Raw genomic sequence first — 23052 nt, forward strand, 5'->3', positions numbered from 1 at the left:
TGCAAACTATTTCGCCGCAGCAGGATATGACCCCGATTAAAACGGACGGGCTCTAGCGTTTCTGCCAGTGGGTATTCACAAGGGCGGGCGCTACGGGCGAATTCGATCGGCGACATAGGCACTTCATGACAGGTTAGGCCGAAGGCGCAAAAAGCCTCAAGCTGCACCCTGAGCTCCGGCACAGGGATCTCGCCAGTCAAGGGGAGGAGGTTGCGACATCGCCACGATCCGAGCGAGACGCTCCGATGAGGGTGGTCAAAGATACTGCTATCCCAATGTCTCGTCTTAAAGCTGTTGCTGCGCCGCAGCAAAAGACCGCCAAGGCCCTCAATCCTTTGCGACGGCATTCTTCTACAAGGGTTAACCAATCCTGAGCCCAATCCTTGTGCGGATTGCCCAAGAAGAGTCCACGCTGAGCCCAATTCTTGGCCATGTCACAGATCTGTTACATTCTTGTTTTTGCGAAGAAAATGTCCGGGAAACGCCACGTCCTGCCGGCGTCGCGTGAACCAAAGCTAATATACCCAAAAATGAGACAGTGAATGCAACTGAGAGTGACAAGATACTCCTTTCACACCATTTTGATAATGCTGTAATGCGAAAGGCGAACATTCCTCCTGCTAAAGCGGGTGTCAGCCAATGCAATCTCTTGTTGCAGTGGGTGGGCTCGTTTTTCTTCAATTTATGATCTGTCGAAAGGTGCAATAGTGAGCAAGAGCAATTGGCGTGTCAGCATCTTCGGTGCAGGCTACGTTGGCGCAGTGTCGGCTGGTTGCCTGGCGAAAGACGGGTTTACGGTCGTGGCTGTCGACCCAGATCAGTACAAGGTCAGATGCATTTCCGAAGGGAGCTCGCCGATCTATGAGCCCGGCCTTGCAGACCTTATCGAAAAAGCAGTCAAGCAAGGTCACCTGTCGGCAACCAGCGACTACAACGCAGCGATCCGCGACACTGACATTTCGTTTTGTTGCCCAGGAACTCCTAGCCGCGAGGATGGCTCTCTCGATGTGAGCTATGTCAAGCTCGTCTCTGAGCAGATAGGCGAGGCGTTGCGGGACAAGGACGATTACCACATGGTAGTCATGCGTTCGACCATTCTCCCGGGAACCGTCGAATCCGTCGTGGTACCGGCTCTCGAGGCAGCCTCCGGCAAGAAGGCAGGAGTGGACTTTGGTGTCGCCTATTATCCAGAGTTTCTGCGCGAAGGCACGGCCATTGCCGACTATTACGATCCAGGCGCCATAGTCTTCGGCCAGTTCGCAGGTGACGAGCGCACGATAGCGGCCCTTCACGATCTTTGCTCGGCCGTTGACGTCAAGCCGCATGTCATCCCGATCCGTAGCGCCGAAATTGTGAAATACGCCAATAACTGCTGGCACGCGGTGAAGATCTCGTTTGCCAATGAAATTGGCAATCTCTGCAAATCCGTCGATATCGATAGCCACGTTGTCATGGACGTTGTTTGCGCCGACACGCGTCTGAATATCTCTCGTGCCTACATGAAACCCGGATTTGCTTATGGCGGCTCGTGTCTGCCGAAGGATCTGCGTGCTCTGCGCCACTTCGGCAAGATCCAGAACGTGTCGACCCCCGTTCTTGATGCGGCGGTAGAGGCAAATCAGTACCAGCTCGACCGTGCATTTCGTCTCGTCTATCGCAGCGGAGCCAAGAAGGTCGGACTGCTTGGTCTCACGTTCAAGTCCGATACCGACGATCTTCGCGAGAGCCCGCTTGTCATCTTGGCCGAGCGGCTCTTGGGGAAGGGCTACGAGCTTGCGATCTATGATTCGAACGTGTCGGCTGACAACCATGGTGGCCGCAACTACATCTCGCATCTCGCAGGCTTCATGAAGTCGTCCCCGGAAGAGGTTGTGTCAGAGAGTGAGGCAGTCGTTGTCGGCATCAGCGGCAATGCTACGCAGGAGGCTTTGAAGAAGGCGGCTGACGGCATCAAGGTGATCGATCTCGTTCGCATTTCTGGAGAGGTTCCATCTGGCGTCCAGTACGAAGGGCTCGTCTGGTAAGCGCGAAATGTTGAATACCCTCAAGCATATCGTGTTCATTCTGACGGTCGCCCTGTGCGCTACGCTGCTGCCTGAGGGAGCGTTCGATGCGAAGGCCCGGGACGCGGCGTTGGTGGTCGGCGTCATCGGGATATGGCGATGGTCTTGGGGGCTCCTGCATTTCGTTCGTAGCCTCTGGTTCCGCCATGTGCGGTTCCCCGCAATGCGCAAGAAGGCCGAGGCGGCTGCGCGGCAATTGGGATTGGGGCACGCATTCTTCCTGGTCACCAGTTTCAGGATCGATGCGCCGACGACGACAAAGGTCTACCGCGGAGCCTTTAGAGCCGCGGCCAACGCGCCCGCCGGCGCTACGGTCGTCTGCTCCATCGTCGAACTCGGCGATGAGCTGCTGATACGTCGGCTGGCATCGGTCATGTATGGCGACGCTCTGCCGTTCCGCCTCGAAATCGTCCGGATCCCTGGTACCGGCAAGCGCGATGCGCTCGCTTCCGGGTTTCGAGCGATCGGCGCTCTCAATCCAGGTCGGAACGACACTGTTTCAGTCATCGACGGCGACAGTATCGTTCCGACCGATCTGGTCCAGCGTTGCGCGTCCTTGTTCCTGATCAATCCCAAGCTGGGGGCGCTGACGACCGACGAGGTCTGCACCGTGGAAGGCGCGGAGATCTTCAAGCAGTGGTATTCCATGCGATTTGCGCAGCGGCAAATTCTGATGTCGTCACATGGTCTTGCCGGCCGGGTTTTGACCCTCACCGGGCGCATGTCGATGTTCCGCGCGGCGCTGGCGTGCGATCCCAATTTCATCAACGACGTTCAGAACGACTACATCCAACATTGGCGTCTCGGTCGCATCAGAATGCTGACCGGCGACGACAAGTCGAGCTGGTTCTGGCTGCTCAGGAACGGATACGACATGTATTACGTGCCCGACGTGCAGGTGGAAACGATCGAGCAACCCCCGAGCCCGAGTTTCATCAACTCGGCCTATGTCCTGATGACGCGCTGGTTCGGGAACATGCTGCGCACCAATTCCCGCGCCTTGCGCCTCGGTCCATTGAAGACCGGCGCATTTACCTGGTGGTCGATCCTCGATCAACGCATGTCGATGTGGACAAGCCTGTCCGGAATCACGCTTGCGCTCCTTGGAACGGCGATGATCACGCCCTGGACCGCAGCCTTTTATGTCCTCTGGGTCATCGTCTCGCGCTACATCCTGGCTTTGACTTTCCTGACGGTCAGGCCGTCGATCAATCTGGTCTATATACCGCTTCTATACTTCAATCAGATTTTCGGCTCGGTTGTTAAGGTCATCATTTTCTTCCGTCTGGATCGGCAAAAGTGGACGCGCCAGAAAACGGCGTTCAAGAAGACGGATTCCCACTTCGATGCCCAGTTCAAGCTTTGGTCCTCCCGCCTGATGAACACCGTGGCGGTGTTGGTCTTCGTGTCGATCCTGGTGATCCTCGCCAATCTCGATGACTACTTCACGGAAGCTCAGCCGGAGCACCTGCCAAAAGTCACGGAGCGCGTATTCTGATGGCCGCAACCGCCAACGCAAAGCGAAGAGAGCGCGAGTTTCCGCGCTACAAGGTGCCGCTTTCGGCGCTGATCGACGGAAAGCGAGCCGAGGTTTGCGACTGGTCGGTTGCCGGACTGGGTCTTGCCGCGGTCGACCTCAAGCTGCTGCCCGACGAGCTCGTCAGCGTAACGGTGCTCATCGAGACGGAGGGCTCCCGCCTTGAGCTGACCCTCAACACGAAGGTTGTCTGGGCGAAGCCCGAGGAGCACCGCGCCGGACTGCAAATTCTCGATTCAGAGGACAAGACCGCGCCATTGGCTGATTTCGCCGATCTCTACCTGGCCGGCCGCATCCTGCAGAATGATTCAAAAATACTAGTATGGGAAAAACAGATGTCCGAAATTCAAGATGCCAAGACGGCAGTCGTGGGTGCCACGCTGCCGGCGGCGGGCAGCAATGGTCTCGCAGGGCGTGTATTCGGCTTATCCATTTTTGCCATCATCGGCCTGGCCGCCTTCTTCTTCCTGTTCGATATCGTATACAAGAGGCTGTTCACGTTCGAGGCCATTTCCGCAAGCATTGCTGCGGAAACCGTATCCGTGTTCCAGCCGCGCGACGGACTGGTCGAGTTCGAGAATATTCCTCAGAAGGTAAGGCGCGGAGACAAGCTCGCGACGATCGTCCTCGACGCGGCGGACCAGAACGGCAACAAAACGGTTGACGTCATCTCGCCCTGTAACTGCTACGTCCTGTCGATCGATCATCCAGCTTCGACTTATGGCCGCGCAGGCTCTCGTATCCTGTCTCTGGCCGACGAGGATGCCACGTCTTATGTGTCTCTGCGGCTCCCGTTCCGCCGGCTGTCTAGCATCTCGGGCAGCCCGCAAATCTCTCTGACCTATCTCGACGGAACCACCGTCACAGGTGTCGAGATCCTCTCCGTGCCGAAAGTAACCGAGTACACTGCGACGCAGCTGGAAATACTGGTGAAGCCCGGGCGCGACATCAACCCATCGATGATCGGGCAGCCGGTGCTTGCAACATTCGACGTCGCGCCATGGCATTAAGTGTCGCTGGCGATCTCCGCAACCATCAATCTGGAAGCATTGTGAATGAGCACTGAGCCAATGCCCAAGAAGATAACACCTGCCATCATGATCGGCGGCAGCGGCACGCGCCTCTGGCCGCTGTCGCGAACCAACATGCCGAAACAGTTCCTTCGGCTGGTAGGAGACCGGACCCTCTTCCAAAACACGCTCGCGCGAATCAACGATCCGTTGTTTTCGCAGCCGTGGCTCCTGACCGGCACGTTGTTCGTCGAGCTGGTCAACGCACAAGCCGGCCAGATGGGCGCTCCGTTTCAGGGAATTATCCTCGAACCCCTTCAGCGCGGCACTGCAGCCGCCCTGGCGGCCGTTGCCATCACGATCAGCGAGAGCGATCCGGACGCGCTCGTGCTCGCCATGCCTGCGGACCACGTTATCGAGAATACGCCTGAGTTCATCGAAGCGGTCAAGCGAGCCATCCCGCTTGCTGAAGCGTCGAAAATTGTAACGTTCGGCATTGTCCCGACCGCGCCGGAAACCGGCTTTGGCTATATTCGACCTGCGGAGCCGTACATCTACAAGGGCCAGGAGGTTGGCGCGCTCGTAAGCCAGCCCGGGGGATTCCTCGAGAAGCCGGACCTCGATCGTGCAAAAGAGTTTGTCGAGCTCGGCTACCTATGGAACGCCGGTATTTTTCTCTTCAGGGCATCGGTCTTGACCGAGGCGCTGCTGCGTCATGCCCCGGAAACCTATCGCTCGGCGAAGTGCTCAATAGAAAATGGCAGGCGGCGTGATCTCGGCAGCCACGTCGTGCTTATGCCATCAGAGGAGCACTTTGCGTGTTGCCCCCACGACGTGCCCATCGACACGGCCGTGCTGGAAAAGAGCGACAGCGTAGCCGTCGTCCCTTGCAATGACATCGGCTGGGCCGATATCGGCTCGCTTTCCGCTCTTTGGGACATCAGCCACAAGGACGAGAATGGGAACGTACTGAAGGGAGACGGCTTCTTCTCGCAGTCGCGAAACTGCTTCGTGCATGCGGAGTCCGGCCGACGCGTTGTCTTGAGCAACATCGACGATCTTATGGTCATCGACAGCGAGGATGCCGTTGTTGTGCTGCCCAGGTCGGAGGCCCAGGGCATCAAGCACGTCGTGACCTTCCTCAAGCAGATCAGCGCGCCGGAGATCAACTTTACTCGCAGCATGACAAAAGCGTGGGGTGCGATAGAGATCGATCGTACTTTCGACAAGGGCCAAGTCTGCTCCGTTGAGGTGCAGGAAAGCAGCTCGGTCACCTATCGCGTGGCGGGAGCGGAAAGCGAAATCTGGCTTTTGCAGGGCGGAGGTATCGCCGAATACGGTCTGGAAGGGACGTTTGCGCGCTTTTCTTCGGGGATCCCGGTCACTTTCCGAAAAGGGCAGATCGTGACGATACGAAGTGTCTCCGGACCGGTGCGTTTCACCTACATGCGCAACAGCCCTGATTTCAGCTGCAGGATCGACGACTGGTTCCCGCAGGTGGCGGAGGTAGACGCCATTCGTGCGCGGCTCGCCTGAGCCCGAGATGAGTGCGTCGACGAGCATAACAGTAGACATCGGGGGACGGGAGCTGCCGGTATTGGGCTCGACCGCCCAGGGTGTTCTTGTGCCTGCTTTTCCGGACATTCTTGGCTACGCCGGCGCCGCCCGGATCGTTGCGCTGAAGAATGGGGCGACATGGCAGGGGGAAGTCCAGGTCAAAGTGGAACTGCGTGAGAATGACGCCAATGTCATTCTCACCGGCCCGCTTGACGAGAAGCGTCGGGTCCTGAGCATCGTGAACTGGTATGTTGGCCGCTCGCACTCGTTCGCGGATGCATTCGGCGATACCGGCGAGGCAGTTCGACTGGCCACTGGTGGTCTGGGCAATACGGCCAAGGCCGCTGCCTTGGCAGTGGTTGCTGTCAGCCTCATCTTGCTGATCTCCTATTTGACGTTCCAGCGCAGCTTCTCCACGGTATCGCAAATGGCATTCGTGGCGACGCCAGGCGCGGAACTCGATGCGCGAACTGCCGGCAAGCTCGAATATGCCAAGACCGATGGACCGGTTCAGAAGGGCGAGTTTTATGCCGCCCTGAGGACGCCGCAGGGCTTCGCCAAGTTTCTTGAAGCGAACCAGGAAGGCACGATCAGCGCGAATGCCGTCGGTGCTGAGGACTATGTCCGAAAAGGACAGCCGATCCTGCGCCTGTCCTCCACCAGCTCCAAGCGGTTTGTCGCGGTTTTTGTGGAATTCGATGATGCCGTGAAAGCGCTGCAGTCCGCCACGGCCAGAGTCGAATTCGTGAAATCCGGCAAGGTGCTCAACCTGTCCGTCAATCCTGGCAACTACGCGAATGCTCCCCGCGTGTTCACCGATGAAAACGGGAAGGCGTTGGCGCAGATCAATCTCAGCATCCCCGAAGACACGGAGGTGCCCTTGGGGGAGCCCCTGATCGTAAAGTTTCAAAGACCGCTTTGGAGGTCCGGCGAAATGTCGGCGCTACTTTTGAAGACTCTTTCCCTCGTACTGCCTCAAGGGTCGTGAAGCCATGCGTGCATCTCAGATATCCAAGAGGCACTGTGCCAAGAGGAGCCGCGTCGCGGCTGCTGCGCTTGCTTTGACTTTGGTTGGCTTTCCCCAGTTGTCGCGCGAACTGCCGAGCTCTTTCGCCTATGCCCAGGAATTGACCGTCGACGAGAAAATTTCCGAACTCAGCGAGCTCGCGCCATTGGAGCGGGACCTGTCGGCAGAAAGTCTCACCTTCGGCGCCGAGGTAGCACTTACTCGCTGGACCGAGTTGGAGGCTGACCCGGCGGCGCGCTCGTTCGATGCATATTTCGAGGTCTTCAGGGAGGTCGCTCGGATCGAGAGCGTGGAGCATGCGGCGCAGGTCTCGGGCGTCGACGGAACGAGCAAACTTGCCTCCATGGCGTCGAAGGCGGCAGTCTTGCGTGCCGAGATGCGGAGCAGAGGCTTGACGGGGCGAGATGCCGGTATTGCCGCGTTGAAAACGCTGATCTCGAGTTCCGATCGAAGTGTATTTTCCGGCGATCCCGACATCATAAGAGTTCGCTACACGCTCATTTTGGATTATCTGTCCGGCATAGATATCGCCAGGCTAAGCATTGAACTCGCGGTGCGGCTTTCCGAGGCGAAGCTGCATCAGCTCTCTACGGATATTTACGCAGATTTTCTCCCTCTCTACTACGAGAAGTTCACCTCTGAGCAGGAGCGAGGGGAGCTTCTTGAGCTGGCCGCCGGAAACGCCCACCTTGTCGGCAATCCGGCGGTGCTGCGTGTGCTCGGCGACCTTTTGGTTGGCTCACCGCGCGAAGAGAAGGCCTCTCTGGCCCGCATGGTGTTTGAAAAGGTCGACTTAAATTTCCTGAAATCTGCCTATGCGTCTGCGAGCGGAACGGCCGAACGAACGCTTGCGGCATGGCTTCATGGTGTGGAGGTCGCAAACGGGCGCCAGCCCCAGCAGACCCTGGATCAGTTGAGCGCGGGAACGAGCCAGAGCCTCGATCCGCGCGCTTTCGAGCTGTTGACCCTCTCGGTGGAGGACGAGGCGGAGCGCGGCAGGATTGTTGGCGAAGCCGTCTTGAAGGACATCGAGAACGGCTACTCCTTGATCGCCTATCAAAAGGCGGTCAATCTCGGCTTGTCACCTGAAGCGGCGACCGATGCCTATCTCACCCTGACTGAGAGTCTCGCCAGCGCCGGCTACAGCAATTATGTCAGGGTGCTCGCGTCGGAGGTCAGGGCGTCGGTGACGTCCGGGGAGCTGACCCTCAATGAAGCGCAGACGGCTGCACTCCTTCGCAGCGTCGAGCTCGTTCGCGATCCGTCGCTCGTTCTGGAGATAGCCGGAACTCTCCCGGGAGCCACTGCGGTCGGGGAGGTGACGGCGCTTCGCGCGAAGATCCGCGCCGTCTTCTCCATGCCCGTCGATCAAGCCATCGGTGCGCAACCCATCGCCTTTCAGGCAAACGCCCCAAAGGCCCTGGCGTTTGCCGCAGGTCTCATAGACGGAAGCGAGTCCGACTGGGCGCAAATTGGAAAGCTCAGCGCCTCGAGCGCAGATGACGTCGCATTGCTTTCGCAGGTCTCGGCTCGACTTTGGCAATATGCGGCGCGGCGAAATCTTCTGATCGAGGCGCTCAGCGCCGATGGCGACATGGAGCTCAAGGAAGCCGTTGCCATCGGCGTCACAGCTTTCGCAGGTTTCGACGTCAGCCGCGGTGCCGGCGCCGAGTTCGCCGTTGCGCTCGAGAAGCTTCTGCCGAGCATGCGACCTGAAAACAGGCCCCTTCTGGCCGCCTCGATCGGCAAGGTGCCGGACGCAAGCAAGCTCAACGGGGAAGCACTAGCGCGCTATTCGCGCTACGTCGCAGCCACCGGCCGGTCCTTGAAACACTTTGCGGAAATCTCGAAAGAGGGCTCGTCGAAGGTCGCTGAAGCTGAAGCAGTTTTCGCAAGCGTGAACGCTGCCAGCGCCGGCTTGAAAGCCAACCCCGACTATCTCGAGCGGGTCACCGGGTTTCGCAGGCTCGCAGAGGCACGCGCCGCGGTTCTGGATCGAAAGGGATGGCTCAACAGTGCCACGCCTCCAGCTGCGTCCGCACCGCCGGTGCTGGATTTCAGCGGCACGTCTGCGACAAGCGACGGAAGGCTGGTCGTTGCTTCGCCAAGGCAGGACGGCCTTCCTGCTGCGGCAGCGCCGTTCATGCCCAATCTTCTCCTGGGGCCTGAGGCCGTCGCGTCTCGAATTCCAGTTCCCGCACTTCGCGAAAGCAATGAGTCCCTTGCCGGTATCTCGAAACGCGGTGAAACGCGGGCGACGCGCCTTATCCGGTTCTCATCGGAACACTTCGACGAGATCATTAATCTGGGCGTGCGCGAATATCTGTTCCTCAATGCCGCTTCTTCGACCCCGCGCGTCATATTTGTCACCCGCGGTGTCGTGACGATGAGTGATCTGGTGGCGCAAGTGGCAGCCACTGACCCGGACGCAATTACCTTTGACGGCAACGTTGTGACACTCAATGTCCCGCTCGCTGTCAATGATGGCGCCACCCTGATCGTCAGCGGCCGGGAAATCAAGGAACTGCGTCTGAACACCAGGGCAGGTGCCTTCATCATCAATAGCGGCAAGTTGTATTTCGACGGTGTGTCCGTGACCTCTTTCGACGACAGAACGGGCAAGCCGAGTTACGTCACTGACCACGAGAAGGGCATATTCTTCCGCCCCTTCATCCTCGGTTGGAGCGGCAGCGAAACCTTTGCGGCAAATTCCCGTTTCGTCGCACTCGGTTATGCGGGGGGGCGAACCTACGGCATGTCGCTTTCCTCCGGCTCGACCGACACGATCGTTCGTCAGGTCCAGGCTGCGCCGCCGACAGGCTACTTCATCAACAACTCGTTCGAGAACCTTTATTACGGCTTCTACGCGTTCGAGGCGAAGGACATTGTCTTCGTCGGCAACGAGCTCGTGAACGGCGTCATCTATGGTCTCGATCCGCATGACCGTTCGACGAATTTGAGGATGGCCTACAACACGGCCTACGGCACGCAGAAGAAGCACGGCATCATTATTTCGCGCGAAGTCGATGACAGCTTCATTCTAGGTAATCTCTCTTTCGAGAATCACGGCTCGGGTATCATGCTCGATCGTCTGAGCTACGGCACGATCGTCTATGCAAATGATGCGAGCCGAAACGAAGGCGATGGTTTCTCCGCCATGGAAAGCCCTTGTGCGCTCGTCGACAGCAACGTGTTCTCCGCAAACGGTCGGGCCGGGGTAAAGGTCAGGAACTCCTGGGACATTCATGTCGAGGGCAATCAGATACGGGGGAACGCAGCCGCCGGCATCGAAGCCTACATCGACAACCTGGTAGAGGCGGAAAAGAGCGAGTTTCGCGATTTCGAGGAGGATCCGTTCTACCCGATAGCGACGATCGCTGCCCGCGATAACGTCATCGAGAAGAACGGTGTCGGCCTGTCGACTCGCGGGGCGAGTGAGGCGATGTTCTTCCGAAACAAGTTCATTGACCAACTGCCTCGATATGCAGGTGGCGATCTCAAGCCTCTCGGTCTCGATATTATCGCACGCAGCATGGAATCGGGCGTTTCAGTGCGGTCGGTGTGCATGCCGAAAATACCCGTGGACAAGGAATGCTCCCTTTCACGAAGGGGGATCATCTTTGCGCAGTCGGCTCAGCCCGGGTTCGCCGGCGCGGATGCAGCGGCCAACTATTGCGTGGATACCATCGGTTCGCCGCAGGCTGCAGCCTTCAACCCGCAGACCGGAAACTGATCGGATGATGGTCGCGATGAAGAAAACACACCTCATATATGCCTTTGCGATTGCTCTGGCTTCGTCGATCGTGCTGACGGCTTCGTTGACAAGTGCGTCGGAGATGCCGAAGAGGCTGGCCGCCGACACAAGCGAGGCATTCGTTCAGCAGCAGAAAGCAATTGCAAGCTTCAAGGAATCCGCCGATCCGGAAGCGCGCTTGGACTATGCGCGCCTATTGGTCCGCGGCATGCTCAAGAACGATCATAACCCGCTTCGGGCAGCCGATACCAAGGCGGCGATGCAAATCTATCGCGGGCTTGTAGAGGAAGGTGATGCCGCTTTTCGCGACAAGATCCTCAGAGAGTTGAGCAAACTCGTACTTCGCGAAGGCACTATCGAGAACGAACAAGAAGTATCGGAACTCCGCAAGCTGGTCGACGCCGCCGCAAGCAGCAAGACGTCGCGCCTTTCGCCGGCGGGGAGCGAGGAAGTCGTCGGCGATCTGGAGCAGGTCCTGCGTCAGAAAATGACCAAGGGTTCGCTGGATGCTGCTCTTGAGCTTCTGCTGTTGCTGACCAGGCAGAATTCTCCGGAGGCAGACACGGTTCGCAGCCAGATGCTGCTCATGGCCAATATTTCGGTGCTTGATGGGGACAGTTCCGTAATCAAGCTCACTGACCGTTACGCTGCATCCCTTGATGCCGAGCAGCATCCGGAGGCTCTTAGATCGTTACTCGAGCTCGCAGCAGGCGGCGGTTCGGACAGCGTAGTCGGCCTCATTGAGGACAAGCGCGAGCTCCTTCTGAAGAGTGCAGGCCGGGAGGGGATCGCGAACGTGATCTGGCAGCTTGTGGCTGCCGGCTCCACCCGCGCGGCGGAGTTGATCGCGCTCGACCTTGTCGACGAGAATGTCTACGGCTTCGACGAAGCAGACGCGATGTGGGCCGTTTCCGCACTTCAAGAAGCCGGGAGCTACCGGACGCACTACCTCATCGCGAAGCTTTACTATCAGGGTATCTACGTCGCGAAGGATCTGCCGCGGGCGACCGCCGCAATGGACAACATGGTTGCCCAGTTCGCGAAAGCGGGGCAGGACCGCCTCATCGTCGCGGACCGCTTTTCGCGTATGAATCTGTCCGACAGCCTTGCAGCGAAATACGCGCTGCCGATCTACATGGAAATATGGAAGGACGGCAAAGCCTCAGTTATTGGACGTATCGCGCGTATCATCGTGAGCGCCGAGAAGGGCGGCTACTACGCAAGGCCCGATGCCATGCCGATGCCGGCCGCGCAACTGGTGGCCGAGCTCGAAATGGCCTTCCAACTCGGCGACGCTTCGGCAGGTTTCATTCTCGGCGACATCTATCGGGAAGGGCGCCTCGTCAACGCCGATGCGAGCAGGGCCCATGCCATTTATGACGAGCTTCGCGCCGAATTGGCCGGCGATGCGGAGATGGACCTAAAGCTGCGAGTCCAGGTTGCCAAGCTCATGCGCCACGAGCTCGAGGCTACTATGAACTATCCGGCATATTATTTGGAAGTCCGGGATCTCGCGGACAAGCAGGATCTTTGGGCGATGAAGGAATACGGCGCGCTGCTCGTCAAGGGCGGCCCGCAGCTTCAAGCTGATCCTGAAAGGGGTTTCGAGTTCCTGCTGAACGCCTTGTCGCGGGGCTATTTCTCCGCGGGGCCGGACGCGGCCGATTATGCTTTCAGCAGCGGCAGCACGGAAAAGCTCGAAAAAGTCGCGAGCGTTTATTCGAGCTTCGATCCGCGTCTTCTGACGCCGGAAAGCAACATTCAACTCGCCAAGGTTGTTTTCGCCCTGAAGCAATACGACAAGGTAGAGGAACTGCTGAACACCCCCGAGGTTCTCGCGCTTCCGGCAGGCCAGTTTCTGTTAGCCGAGGTGCGTCTTGCAAGCGGCGCCCTGGACAAGGCCGCGGCCCGCGACAAAATGAGAGACATCATCGTTGCCTTCAGGGGCGATGATGCGGCACTTGTTGGTTTCATCAATCAGCTGGCGTCGGCGGATGATCTCCGGCCGGACTTCATCGAACCCGTCCTGTCTCGTCTGGCAGAGCTTGCCGATCGGGGTGATGTCGATGCGATAAATGCTGCGTTCAAGCTTCGCCAGAAGTGGCCGCACACGCAAGCGCTCAATTTCCGGAAGGTCGTCGATTGGTGCGGGACGCTTGCAGAGCGCGGGCAGGGCGGACCGCTCACGCGCGTGGCGCTGAATGCCAACGAGCAGGCAGTCGGCCGCGAGAGTTACGAATACCTTATCGACAAGGTTGAAACGGTCCTGCACCATCTACCGAGCAACGGCAATCTGCGCATGTTCCTTTCCCGCCAATATATGAGGCAGGACTATCGCAGCAAGGATCTGCCCAAGGCGAACGCGCTGATCGCGCAGGCGGCCGAGCTCGGCAATGAAGAGGCGCTCAACGAGATCGCCACTAACTATTACTTCGGCCAGGATGTGCCGCTGGACCGCGCCCGCGCCGAGGCGCTTTACAGAGATCTGGCCTTTATGGGCTCCAACCGAAGCTCGCTGGCGCTTGCCCGAAGCTATTCCAAGGGGCCGAGCACTCGCGTCTACGAATCGAGAGCCTTTGCCTACTACATCAAGGCGGCTTTGAATGGCTCCGTCACTGCCATGACCGAAATGGGGCGAAGCTACCTGGCAGGGGCCGGAGCAGCGCAAGACGAAAAGAAGGGCGTTGCTTGGCTCGAAAAGGCTGCTTCGCTTGGTGACACCGACGCCATGACGCAGCTCTACTACTATTACTTCATCAAGAACCCGACCAATGACAATCCCGAGGCTGAGCGGTGGCTGGATTCGCTTGTGGCCGAGGACGTCCCTGAAATGATCGTGCGCAAGGCGGTACTGCTCTATGACCGTGACAAAGAGGGTAATCGACGCGCAGTACTGGCACTGCTCGATCATGCGGAAGAACTGGGCAGTCAATTCGCCCGGCGATTGAAGAATATGTACATCAAAGAAGACCGCGCCGGGGTGTCCAAATGAAACAAGCGCTCTGCCTTGGAAGTCGTCGCTTGATCTTCGCCTGGGTTGCGATGTCATGCGCTTTGATCAGTAATATCGCGGCAGCGGGTGATATTTTGTACACCTGTACTGGCCTTGAAGAAAAGTCGCCATATACCGCATTCGGCGTGAAAATGTACCAAGGATATGACGGTTGGTTTTTCCGCAAAGGTGACTTTGAAACGTTGTACGAATTACCCGATGATACCCTTCAGATGCTGGGTCGCATAAATAGCGCGCTGAAAGCTCAAGGTGTGCATCTGATCTTAGTACCAATGTTGCCGAGAGCGATCGCAGGAAGTGCATTCGTGCCCAACGGCGGGATGCTTTCCGATTTTCTTTACGACGCCCACTTGGCTGGTGAGCAATTCGACCTCTTGATTGAAACTATTCGGCATAGAGGTATTGATGCGGTTAATATAAACGAGATCCTGAAGGCGACCCCGTCTTTCAATCCGGGGAATTACTATTTCAAGCGAGACATCCACTGGACGCCCGAAGGGGCGCGACTGGTTGCCGCCGCCGTAGCCGACCGCATAAGGAGCCTTCAAGATGGCAGGGAAGGCTCTATCGAATTTGAGACGACGCAGAACTCCGGCGGTCGACTCCACAAGGCAAACTTCAATGCCATCCTGAACGAGCTTTGCCAGTCAAAAATTCCACCTGAGGATGTGAATATATACGAGACCAAGCAGAGGATCGGCTCTCTCGACGATCTAGTGGAGGACGAGACTTCTGCTCAAACAGAGCAGGTCCATGTTGTTGGCAGTTCTTACACGGATGAGCTAACACCTTATCATTTCAACGGTTTTCTAAAGCAGTTTCTGAAGCAAAACGTAGGCGGTTTCTCGGTATCAGGTGGCGGCGTCAATCAGTCAATTTATGCTTGGGCCCAGAATAGCAAGGGTATCGGGAAGAAGCCTCGCTTCGTCGTATGGGAGTTCGGAGATCTCGATGACTTGCGAAAGCTGACGACGGACATGAATGACTCCATCGTGCCAGCTATATTCGGAGACTGCGGAGATGTTTTCGCTGTAAGCGACCGTGCGTTCGAGGAGACCGACACCATCGGCTCCGATCTGCCAAAGCTAATGGACAAAGCCGCCGACTACTATCTTCGCTATGAATTCAGCAATAAAGCTCTATCGCGCTTCCAGCTGAGATATCGCTTAGAAGATGGCTCGGTGAGGAAAGTAAATTTCGAGAATCCTCCTCGGGTTCCCGGACTGAACACGCTTTATCAGTCCCTGCCAGCGAGCGCCGAGACCAGGCCCGTCCACGTGAACCTGAAAATTGAAGGCGGTTTGACTTCTGCCGGCCGCGTAAAGCTGTGCCGGTACCCGAGTGGAATAATTTCCCCAACCGCTACATCCAATTAATTCTTAGGGAGAAGAGAAATGAATCCGAAATCACAAGCGGTTCTTGCCGCGCTCGCCCTGACGATCGTAACTGCCATCGCGCCCAAGCCAACACTCGCAGGCGATGCTGCGCTCTACGATGCACCCATTCCAGCGGACAAAAGCCTTGTCCGGTTTCTGAATGTGAAGCTGAAGAGCGGCGTAATCCTCGACTTTTCGGGGCAGAAACTCGACGTGGATGCCATCGTCCTTTCCAACTACCGCGCTCTCGCTAATGGATCCTACAAGATCTCCGACGGGGCCTCTTCGGCTGAGGCCAAACTCGAAGCTGGCAAGCTCTACACTATCGCGGTCGGCGCAGCGGATGGCATCGTTGTCATCCAGGACAAGGATGTCGAAAACCCCTCCAAGTCCGCTCTGTCCTTTTACAACTTCTCTGCGCAGCCGGCCAATCTCCTGCTTCGGTTGGACGGGGACAGCAAGGCGCTGTTCAAAGACCTGGCACCCGCCGGCATGGCATCAAAGGAGCTGCCGGTGATCGACATTGGTCTTGAGGTAACGGAAGGCGACAAGAAGGTCATGGATGTCGAGAAGGTATCGCTGACCGCCAAGGAACGCCAAAATATTGTCGTTGTCGAGACGGCGAACGGACCAACCGCGTTTGCGGCTGTTACCGGCATCGATAACTAAAATACATTTGAGAGTGGGGCAACGGGCTGTGAGTACTGACAAATCTCGTAATTTTTCTTTCAAAAAGATGCTTGCTGCCGCCATTGCGGTATCTACCGTCTCCGCCGTGCCCTTCGGTGTGGCTCGAGCGGAGAATCCACTCATCCTACTCGACCCGCCGAAGCTCGACTACAAGGCGGTCTGCAAGGTTGACGCCGGTGGACATCAACGTCCCAAAATCGACCGGGACTGGACCACAACCGATCTGAAAGACATTCGTCTTCAACCCGACCAGGTCGTGGCCCTCGCACTGGAGTACAACCGCGGCAGCGAACGGCTGCAGAAATCGCCAGAGACAGCGGAGCAGATGTTGCGCGCCACGCTGGAGCAGTATCCGGGCAAACGCAATACTTTGCTGATCCCGCTCGCCCGCGTGCTCGTCGAATCAGGCAAGCCCGAGGTGCAAAAGGAAGGGGAGGCATATCTGCTCGAAGCCTACGGCAGCGGCAGCATGCGCGCGGCCTTCGCGCTCGGACAGCTTTATGGTGATGCGGGGCCGAGCGAATTGCGCGATCTCGCAAAGTCGCGGCACTACCTCGAGAAATCGGCGCTGGCTTCAGATACTCAAGGTCTGATTGAATATGCTCGCATCGTTACTTTGGATACTAAGGCATCCGAAGATCAGAAGAAGAGCGCTGTTACCAATGCACTTTTGGGCTTGATGGCGCAGATCAAGGAAGGCGATTGCTCGGCTCTCAGCCAGATCGGGTTCCTCTACCTTCGAGGAAGCCTCGTCGGCAAGGAAGTGAATACCGCGTTGAAGTGGCTGGAGGCTTTTGCCCAGACCGGCGACGCGCGTACCGCTCAAAATCTCGCCGAGCTGTTCCATTCAAACCAGGTGGATCAGATCGACATTCAGAAGTCGATGACCTATCTGAAGCAGGCCGCCGACGGGGGCATGGCATCGGCCCAGTTCAATCTCGGCAAAGCATATGCGACCGGAATTTCCGTGCCGCAAGACCAGAATCTCGCCATCAAGTATCTTACGCTGGCCTCCGAAGACGGCCTTCGTCTGGCCGACGAGTGGCTGGCGCGCGTATATGCCGCCGAATTCGGCGGTCAGCGCCACGATGCCAAGGCCAAAGCGTATTTCGAACGCGCCATGCAGGCGCCGGATCGCTCGGAAAACGTTCCGGTTCTGTACGGGGAATTTCTGGCCACGGGCAGCGGTTCCAAGAAGGACGCGGACAGGGCAATCGAGATCCTGCAAGCCGCGGCCGATGCGGGATCGCCCGACGCTAGCGGCGAAATCGGGAAGATCTACCTCTCGTTGGGGAAGTCCGATCCGGCCTATCTGACGAAAGCCATGCAATTCTTCGTTGCGGCGGCCAAGACCGGGAACTCGGACAGTGCATCCAAGCTTGCCGGCATGTTTGCCTGCGGTCAGGGTACCCCGATCTCGATCGAACTTGCGAACGAATGGCGCCACCGGGCGGCCGTCTTTGGCTCGGTCAACTCAATCTACGTGACTGGATTGAACCTGCTCGCCAAGAACGACGAGGCTGACCGTGCGAAGGGCCGAACCTACGTTCAGCAGGCGGCATTCAAGGGAAGTCCGGATGCGATCGGTTATGTGATCGCCCGTTGGGAGAGCGGAAGCGAGGGCTTCGCCAAGAACGCCGAGGCGGCGCAGCGCCTCATCCAGTTCGTTTCCTCATTGAACAACACGGATCAGCAGCGGCTTGCCGAGCTCGCGATGATCAGCAACCGTTTCGACGTTTCCTCCAAGCTCCAGGACAAGCTCACTCAAATCGAGGCGCTTGGGCCTTATATCGAATCGGGCGACAAAAACGCCCTGCTGCTGAAGGCGCAGCTCCTGCAGCGTGCCGGCCATGCAAAACCTTCCACACTCACGGAAATCTATCGAAAGCTTGCGGAAGCGGGAGATCCCCGCGGGATGCGCGAATACGGCAAGATCCTTCTGGCCGACCTTTCACAGGATTCGACGGCCGGGCGGCAGTGGCTGACGAAGGCGGCGGAAGCCGGCGACTTCAAGGCGAAACTCGCGCTGATCGATCCAGGTGCATCGAATGCGCTCCAGGATCTGGCGAAGATGACCGCCTCCGGCGAGGCGTGCACGGTCGACGAAATGGTCAACGTCGCCCGGGTATACGCAACCTTACCCGATCCCGAAGCCAAGACGCTGGCTCGCTACTGGCTCTCGCTTGCGGAAAGCATTTCCGACCAAGACGCCGACGATCTTTATGTCATTGGAGCGGCCTTTCGTGACGGTGTCGATGGCATCGAAAGTCGGGCCAAGGCGGAAGAATTCTTCCTGCATTCCTATAGTCTCGGCCGCATCTCGGTTCTTCGCGATCTGGCTGAGGGGGACCTTCAGGGCACTTGGAAGCAGTCTTCGCCGGAGAAGGCCAAGGACTACTTGCTGAAGCTTTATGCAATGGGGGATAGGGATGCCGCAAACAAGCTGATTAGCGAAATCGCCGATGCCAGGATGTCATCGAGCCCGGAAGAGGTGAACGAACTGCTCGCTTTCCTGGGCAATGAGGTAGCCTCGCCTGGAAAGTACCTTCTCAAGCTCGCCCGTCTGAACGTTGACGGCAAGCTCGGCAAGCCGGACAGCGAGTCCGCTATGCGGTGGCTGGCCACTTCGGCCGACAACGGCGATCAGCATTCGATGTATCGGCTTTATCAGGCCTATTTCTTTGGCAGCGGCGCGCCCAAGGACATCGGCAAGGCCTTTGAATGGCTGGAGAGATCTGCCGGTGCCGGAAACCGAAAAGCCGCCAAGGAGCTCGCCGTCGCCTACAGGGTGGGCGTTGTCGGACTGGAAGCCAATTCAGAAAAAGCGGCCTACTGGGAAGGCAAGTTCAAGGAGCTTTCCAGCGAACAGTAACAATTGCTCCCCCTGGGGACAGGGATTGTGAAATCGAGTTCGAGGTTCTGTTGAGAGCCTCGTTAGGTGGAATAGCCAAGCTCAAATGGGTGCGTAATGAGTGTTCTTCCCAAGGCCGGCGTGATCGCATGCCTGCTTTTATCCATCTGCGTGGTGAATGCGGACGCGCAGGCCAGTGCTCTAGCCGTGCCGTTTGAATTAGCCAGGCATGCCGAACGCAACAATGGCAAGACGCGATGCGCGGAAGCCATTCCGTCGCCGGTCAAAACGCTGGATCTTTCGAGCATCTACGAGGAGGACGATGAGAGCCATTCCACGATCGATGCCAAGAACAAGCAGCGATACGATGCGGCCATTGCGGAAACGCGTCGCTTCGCAGCCTTCGTGACAAAGCTGGCGAGCAACTACACCCAGACGGACGGCAACCGTATCGATGCCGCCGCGTGTACTCTGAAGGCGCTGGATGCATGGGCTAAGGCAAACGCGCTTTCTGATCTGAAATCCCGCCAAAGTTACTTGAGCGTGACGCGCATCATCGCCGCAGCGGCCATCGCTTACATCCAGGTACAACCAGCCGCGGAAGTTCTGCGCATGGACACGCGGGCGATCGACAATTGGCTTATTAAACTCGCCGATAGGACCGTCCCGGTTTTCACCGATTCCGGGGATCGCACCTCGAACAAGCAAAACCACCGCTACTGGGGTGGCTTCGCAGTGGCTGCGGTTGGTGTAGCGACAGGCCGGAAGGAATTTCTCGAGTTCGGATTCGAAAGCTACAAGCTCGGTGCATGCCAAGTGACGGCAGAAGGTGCCTTGCCGCTCGAGCTCGCCCGGAGGAAGAAAGCCCGAGATTACCATCTGCATGCGGTAGCGCCCTTGGTCATGATCGCTTCATTGGCGCAGTCCAACGGCTACGACGCCTTTTCGATCTGCAACAACGGACTTCAGCGCCTGGTTCATTTTGCACTCAATGCCGTCAACGATCCCTCGGAGATAGAGAAACTCGCGGGCGAGAAACAAGTGCCGCTGCCGCGCAAGAAGAACGGGCTCGTGCGCAGCGACCGGATCGCATGGCTTGATGCATATCTGCACTACTATCCCGAGGACAGAGAGAAGTTTGGCACGTTCTTTGATGAGCCTTTGTTTTCGGCAAGCCTCGGTGGACGGATAAGCGCCCTATACAACTTAAGTCAGCGAAACTGAAATGAGCTTTCCATTCGACTTTTTCAGGAGATTACCTTGAGCGTAAAGTTCGGAACCAGTGGTCTGCGCGGCCTCTCTGTAGATCTTCAGGGACGGCCGTCTTACGTCTACCCAGCGGCCTTTGTAAATCTTCTGCTGCGGAACGGCCATGCAAAGTCGGCCGATCGTGTGCTGGTCGGCTATGATTTTCGCGATTCCAGCCCTGCCATAGCGGCAAACGCGATGATCGCTTTAAGGCAAAGCGGTCTCGTTCCAGTCGATTGCGGGCATCTGCCGACGCCTGCACTCGCCTATTACGGGTTTCAGGCCGGCCTAGCTTCGTTGATGGTCACCGGTTCGCATATCCCAGCGGATCGCAATGGCATCAAATTCTACCTTCCGGATGGGGAAATCGGCAAATCCGACGAGCGGCAAATTGCCGAAATCGCTGCGGAACTTAACGACATGCCCGTTCCTGCGCTCGGGGAGATAACGAGTTACGAGAACCGAGCCGGGGAGGCGGTTGCACTCTTCATGGAGCGCAACAAGATCGTTCTGCCAGAAAGCGCGCTCTCGGGGAAACGCTTCGGAGTTTATCAGCACTCGACAGTCGCCCGCGATATGCTGAGCGAGATCCTTCGCTACTACGGTGCCGAGGTCGTCGAACTCGGCCGGTCAAGCGTGTTTACTCCGGTCGATACGGAAGCGGTCTCGGCGGAAACGATCGCTGCCCTTCGAGAGTGGTCCTATCAATTCGGCCTCGATGCCGTCGTCTCCGCCGACGGGGATGGCGACCGCCCCTTGATAGCGGATGAGACCGGATCTCCCATCAGCGGCGACATTTGCGGCTACCTCACCGCTCTGTTTCTCGGCGCGGATGCAATTGTTACCCCAATTACCTCCAACTCCGGCATAAAAACCGCGGGCGGCGTCGAGGTGGTGCGCACAAAGGTCGGCTCTCCATTTGTTATCGCTGGCATGCAAGAGGCCCTTGCATCGCATCGGCAAGGAGTCGTCGGCTTCGAAGCCAACGGAGGGACTTTGACCGCTTCGGAATTCCGAGCAGCAAAGGGTACGCTCAGGCCACTGCCCACCCGTGATTCATTCCTGCCCGTACTTGCCGTGCTCGGCTCCGCCGCAGCCGCAGGTCTCAAACTCTCCGGTTTGAAAGATCGGTTGGGACTGCCCTTCACGGCGGCGGACCGGCTGGAAAAATTCGCGACCGAGCGAAGCGTGAGCCTAATGGCTCGGCTACAGGCCAACCGGGAAAACCTCTCCGAATTCCTGCATCCGCTGGGCCTTCCGATTGAGGTCGACATGCTCGACGGGCTCCGCGTCACGCTCGACAACGGCAGGACCGTACACTTTCGGCCGTCCGGGAACGCGCCGGAAATGCGCTGCTATGTGGAGGCTGCCAATGCCGCCGAAACGAGAGAGGTCCTGGAAATGGGGCTCAGGCTCCTGCGGGAGGCCGATCTGGCCTGAGCCGTTTAAGAACGCGTTCACCAAGGCTAGGCCGACGTGAACTTTGAAATGCCAATGCGCAAACGACGTTTTTGTCCGATGGGGATGGACTTACTATGAAATACATGACGTTTTGGGGACGGACTTTGTTGCTGGCTGGGGTATGTATTCCTTTGGCAGCATGCACGAATACCGCGCACGAAGCCTATAACGATGCCAAAGTCCAGATTGGTTACGCGAAGGCGGGTTTCGAACCGCGCCGCGATGCTGGGGCCTTGCTCGCATTTGCTGCCAAGAACGCAACCGGCAGCAAGGACATTGTCAGGCATAACCGCGAATACGCAAAATACGAGCTCCGCCGGCGCAAGTACCAGGAAGCCTATTCTGCCTATGAGCGTGCGGCACTGGCGGGCGATAACGGTTCGGCCCGCAAGCTTGTCAAGGGTCACTACGACGGTCTCTATCGGCCCACTGACGTCGCTGTGGTGGCACGCAATGTTTATCTGCCGCTCACAGCGGACAAAGCGGATGTCAATACCCGATTGCTGCTCGCCAAACTGCTGGACAATGGCGAGATCACCGGACGTGAATTTGGCACCTCGTCGGAGTGGCTTCGCGAAGCGGGGGAAAGAGGTTCGACCAAGGCATTACGCGAACTGGCTGAACGCGCGGAAAAAGCCGGCGATGTTGCGCAGGCCTCCGAGCTCTATGCACGCTCGGAGACAGCGTCCAAGGCAGAAAGGTCGTTGCGGCAGGCTCGCAGTCACTATCTTGGGCAGGAGGGCCGTCCAAACGTGAAGCTTGGTCACGCCTGGATGGAGCTAGCGAGAAAGTTGGACAGAAAGGGCGCAGCCCAGCTCGCAGCTCGAATTCATCGCACGACGTCCGGGCAACGGGATGGCGCCTATTTGACGGATGTAGCGGCCGCGGCCGGCGTCAACGTGTTTGGTCAGGGGCAACTTCTGCAGGCATACAACGCCGCCAAGACCGATGAAGAACGGGGCAAGATCATCGCTCCGTTGCGGGCTGCGGCAGAAAAGGGTGACGGCAACGCGAGCTACACCCTCGCAATGCTTTTCATCAACACCGGAGATAAGTCCGGGCAGACAGCTGACCTCCTCGTTAAGGCCTATGCTGGCGGCAGGGCGGAGGCGCTCGATCAAATAATCGCACAGGTGCTGCGCGCCGAGGCCGGCCAGAAATCCGCAGACGAGCTCTATAGCACGGTGGAGAAGGCCGCTGAAAAGGGCAATGTCGAAGCAGCCAGGGCTTTGAGCTCCATCTACCGGATCGGCGGATTCAAGTCTGCGGATAAATCGGCCAGCCGAAAATGGCTGCGCTTGGCGGCAGACAGCGGCGACGTGAAATCCCAATATGAGTTGGGAGTGGATCTCTATGAAAATGGAGGCGACGGCCAGTCGAAAGAGCTTGCCCTGAAGTACCTGAAGATGGCGGCGCAGCAAGGCGATGCCTTCGCTCAGAGTTACCTCAGTTCTACGAACTGAGC

At 58.0% G+C, this 23052-nt stretch carries 13 protein-coding genes; all 13 read left to right on the forward strand.

Annotated elements, in window-relative coordinates; genetic code table 11:
- Positions 1-629: 629 nt before the first annotated feature.
- The 13 genes from CO676_RS28060 to CO676_RS28120 all read left to right on the forward strand — a co-directional run bounded on the left by CO676_RS28060 (position 630) and on the right by CO676_RS28120 (position 23050).
- Positions 630-2024 carry a nucleotide sugar dehydrogenase gene (locus CO676_RS28060; protein WP_245424514.1) on the forward strand — a complete coding sequence of 465 codons (1395 nt, stop codon included), beginning with the start codon at positions 630-632 and terminating at the stop codon, positions 2022-2024.
- 7 nt (positions 2025-2031) lie between these two features.
- Positions 2032-3561: a glycosyltransferase gene (locus CO676_RS28065; protein ID WP_097523498.1), complete on the forward strand. Its 1530-nt coding sequence runs from the start codon at positions 2032-2034 to the stop codon at positions 3559-3561.
- Complete coding sequence (locus CO676_RS28070) at positions 3561-4610, forward strand: PilZ domain-containing protein (RefSeq protein ID WP_097523499.1); 1050 nt, start codon at positions 3561-3563, stop codon at positions 4608-4610. Before CO676_RS28065 ends, CO676_RS28070 begins: the two co-directional genes overlap by 1 nt.
- 87 nt (positions 4611-4697) lie before the next feature.
- Positions 4698-6146, forward strand: a complete 1449-nt coding sequence (locus CO676_RS28075; RefSeq protein WP_179875679.1) for a sugar phosphate nucleotidyltransferase — start codon at positions 4698-4700, stop codon at positions 6144-6146.
- A gap of 61 nt (positions 6147-6207) precedes the next feature.
- Positions 6208-7155, forward strand: coding sequence for a hypothetical protein (locus tag CO676_RS28080; RefSeq protein ID WP_097523501.1), 948 nt, complete (start codon positions 6208-6210; stop codon positions 7153-7155).
- A 4-nt stretch (positions 7156-7159) separates the two neighbouring features.
- Positions 7160-10927, forward strand: coding sequence for a right-handed parallel beta-helix repeat-containing protein (locus CO676_RS28085; RefSeq protein WP_097523502.1), 3768 nt, complete (start codon positions 7160-7162; stop codon positions 10925-10927).
- 16 nt (positions 10928-10943) lie between these two features.
- A complete protein-coding gene (locus CO676_RS28090) occupies positions 10944-13940 on the forward strand; it encodes a tetratricopeptide repeat protein (RefSeq protein ID WP_179875680.1) in 2997 nt (998 codons plus the stop codon).
- A complete protein-coding gene (locus CO676_RS28095; RefSeq protein WP_097523504.1) occupies positions 13937-15337 on the forward strand; it encodes a hypothetical protein in 1401 nt (466 codons plus the stop codon). Before CO676_RS28090 ends, CO676_RS28095 begins: the two co-directional genes overlap by 4 nt.
- Before the next feature lie 18 nt (positions 15338-15355).
- Complete coding sequence (locus CO676_RS28100; RefSeq protein ID WP_097523505.1) at positions 15356-16006, forward strand: alginate O-acetyltransferase AlgF; 651 nt, start codon at positions 15356-15358, stop codon at positions 16004-16006.
- A 28-nt stretch (positions 16007-16034) separates the two neighbouring features.
- Complete coding sequence (locus tag CO676_RS28105; RefSeq protein WP_144340213.1) at positions 16035-18899, forward strand: tetratricopeptide repeat protein; 2865 nt, start codon at positions 16035-16037, stop codon at positions 18897-18899.
- A 96-nt stretch (positions 18900-18995) separates the two neighbouring features.
- Positions 18996-20102, forward strand: a complete 1107-nt coding sequence (locus CO676_RS28110) for an alginate lyase family protein (protein WP_097523507.1) — start codon at positions 18996-18998, stop codon at positions 20100-20102.
- A gap of 36 nt (positions 20103-20138) precedes the next feature.
- On the forward strand, positions 20139-21566 hold the full coding sequence (locus CO676_RS28115) for a phosphomannomutase (RefSeq protein ID WP_097523508.1): 1428 nt from the start codon (positions 20139-20141) through the stop codon (positions 21564-21566).
- Between the two features lie 95 nt (positions 21567-21661).
- Positions 21662-23050: an SEL1-like repeat protein gene (locus tag CO676_RS28120; protein WP_144340214.1), complete on the forward strand. Its 1389-nt coding sequence runs from the start codon at positions 21662-21664 to the stop codon at positions 23048-23050.
- Positions 23051-23052 lie beyond the last annotated feature (2 nt).

The sequence above is a fragment of the Sinorhizobium sp. BJ1 genome, from assembly GCF_002531555.1.
In the GTDB taxonomy this organism is placed as follows: domain Bacteria; phylum Pseudomonadota; class Alphaproteobacteria; order Rhizobiales; family Rhizobiaceae; genus Sinorhizobium; species Sinorhizobium fredii_B.

What these genes read in the sequence shown, in the direction of transcription:
- CO676_RS28085 (WP_097523502.1), top strand. Translation starts at nt 7,160, where the DNA reads ATGCGTGCATCTCAGATATCCAAGAGGCACTGTGCCAAGAGGAGCCGC.
- CO676_RS28065 (WP_097523498.1), top strand. Translation starts at nt 2,032, where the DNA reads ATGTTGAATACCCTCAAGCATATCGTGTTCATTCTGACGGTCGCCCTG.
- CO676_RS28095 (WP_097523504.1), top strand. Translation starts at nt 13,937, where the DNA reads ATGAAACAAGCGCTCTGCCTTGGAAGTCGTCGCTTGATCTTCGCCTGG.
- CO676_RS28090 (WP_179875680.1), top strand. Translation starts at nt 10,944, where the DNA reads ATGAAGAAAACACACCTCATATATGCCTTTGCGATTGCTCTGGCTTCG.
- CO676_RS28110 (WP_097523507.1), top strand. Translation starts at nt 18,996, where the DNA reads ATGAGTGTTCTTCCCAAGGCCGGCGTGATCGCATGCCTGCTTTTATCC.
- CO676_RS28100 (WP_097523505.1), top strand. Translation starts at nt 15,356, where the DNA reads ATGAATCCGAAATCACAAGCGGTTCTTGCCGCGCTCGCCCTGACGATC.
- CO676_RS28075 (WP_179875679.1), top strand. Translation starts at nt 4,698, where the DNA reads ATGATCGGCGGCAGCGGCACGCGCCTCTGGCCGCTGTCGCGAACCAAC.
- CO676_RS28070 (WP_097523499.1), top strand. Translation starts at nt 3,561, where the DNA reads ATGGCCGCAACCGCCAACGCAAAGCGAAGAGAGCGCGAGTTTCCGCGC.
- CO676_RS28120 (WP_144340214.1), top strand. Translation starts at nt 21,662, where the DNA reads ATGAAATACATGACGTTTTGGGGACGGACTTTGTTGCTGGCTGGGGTA.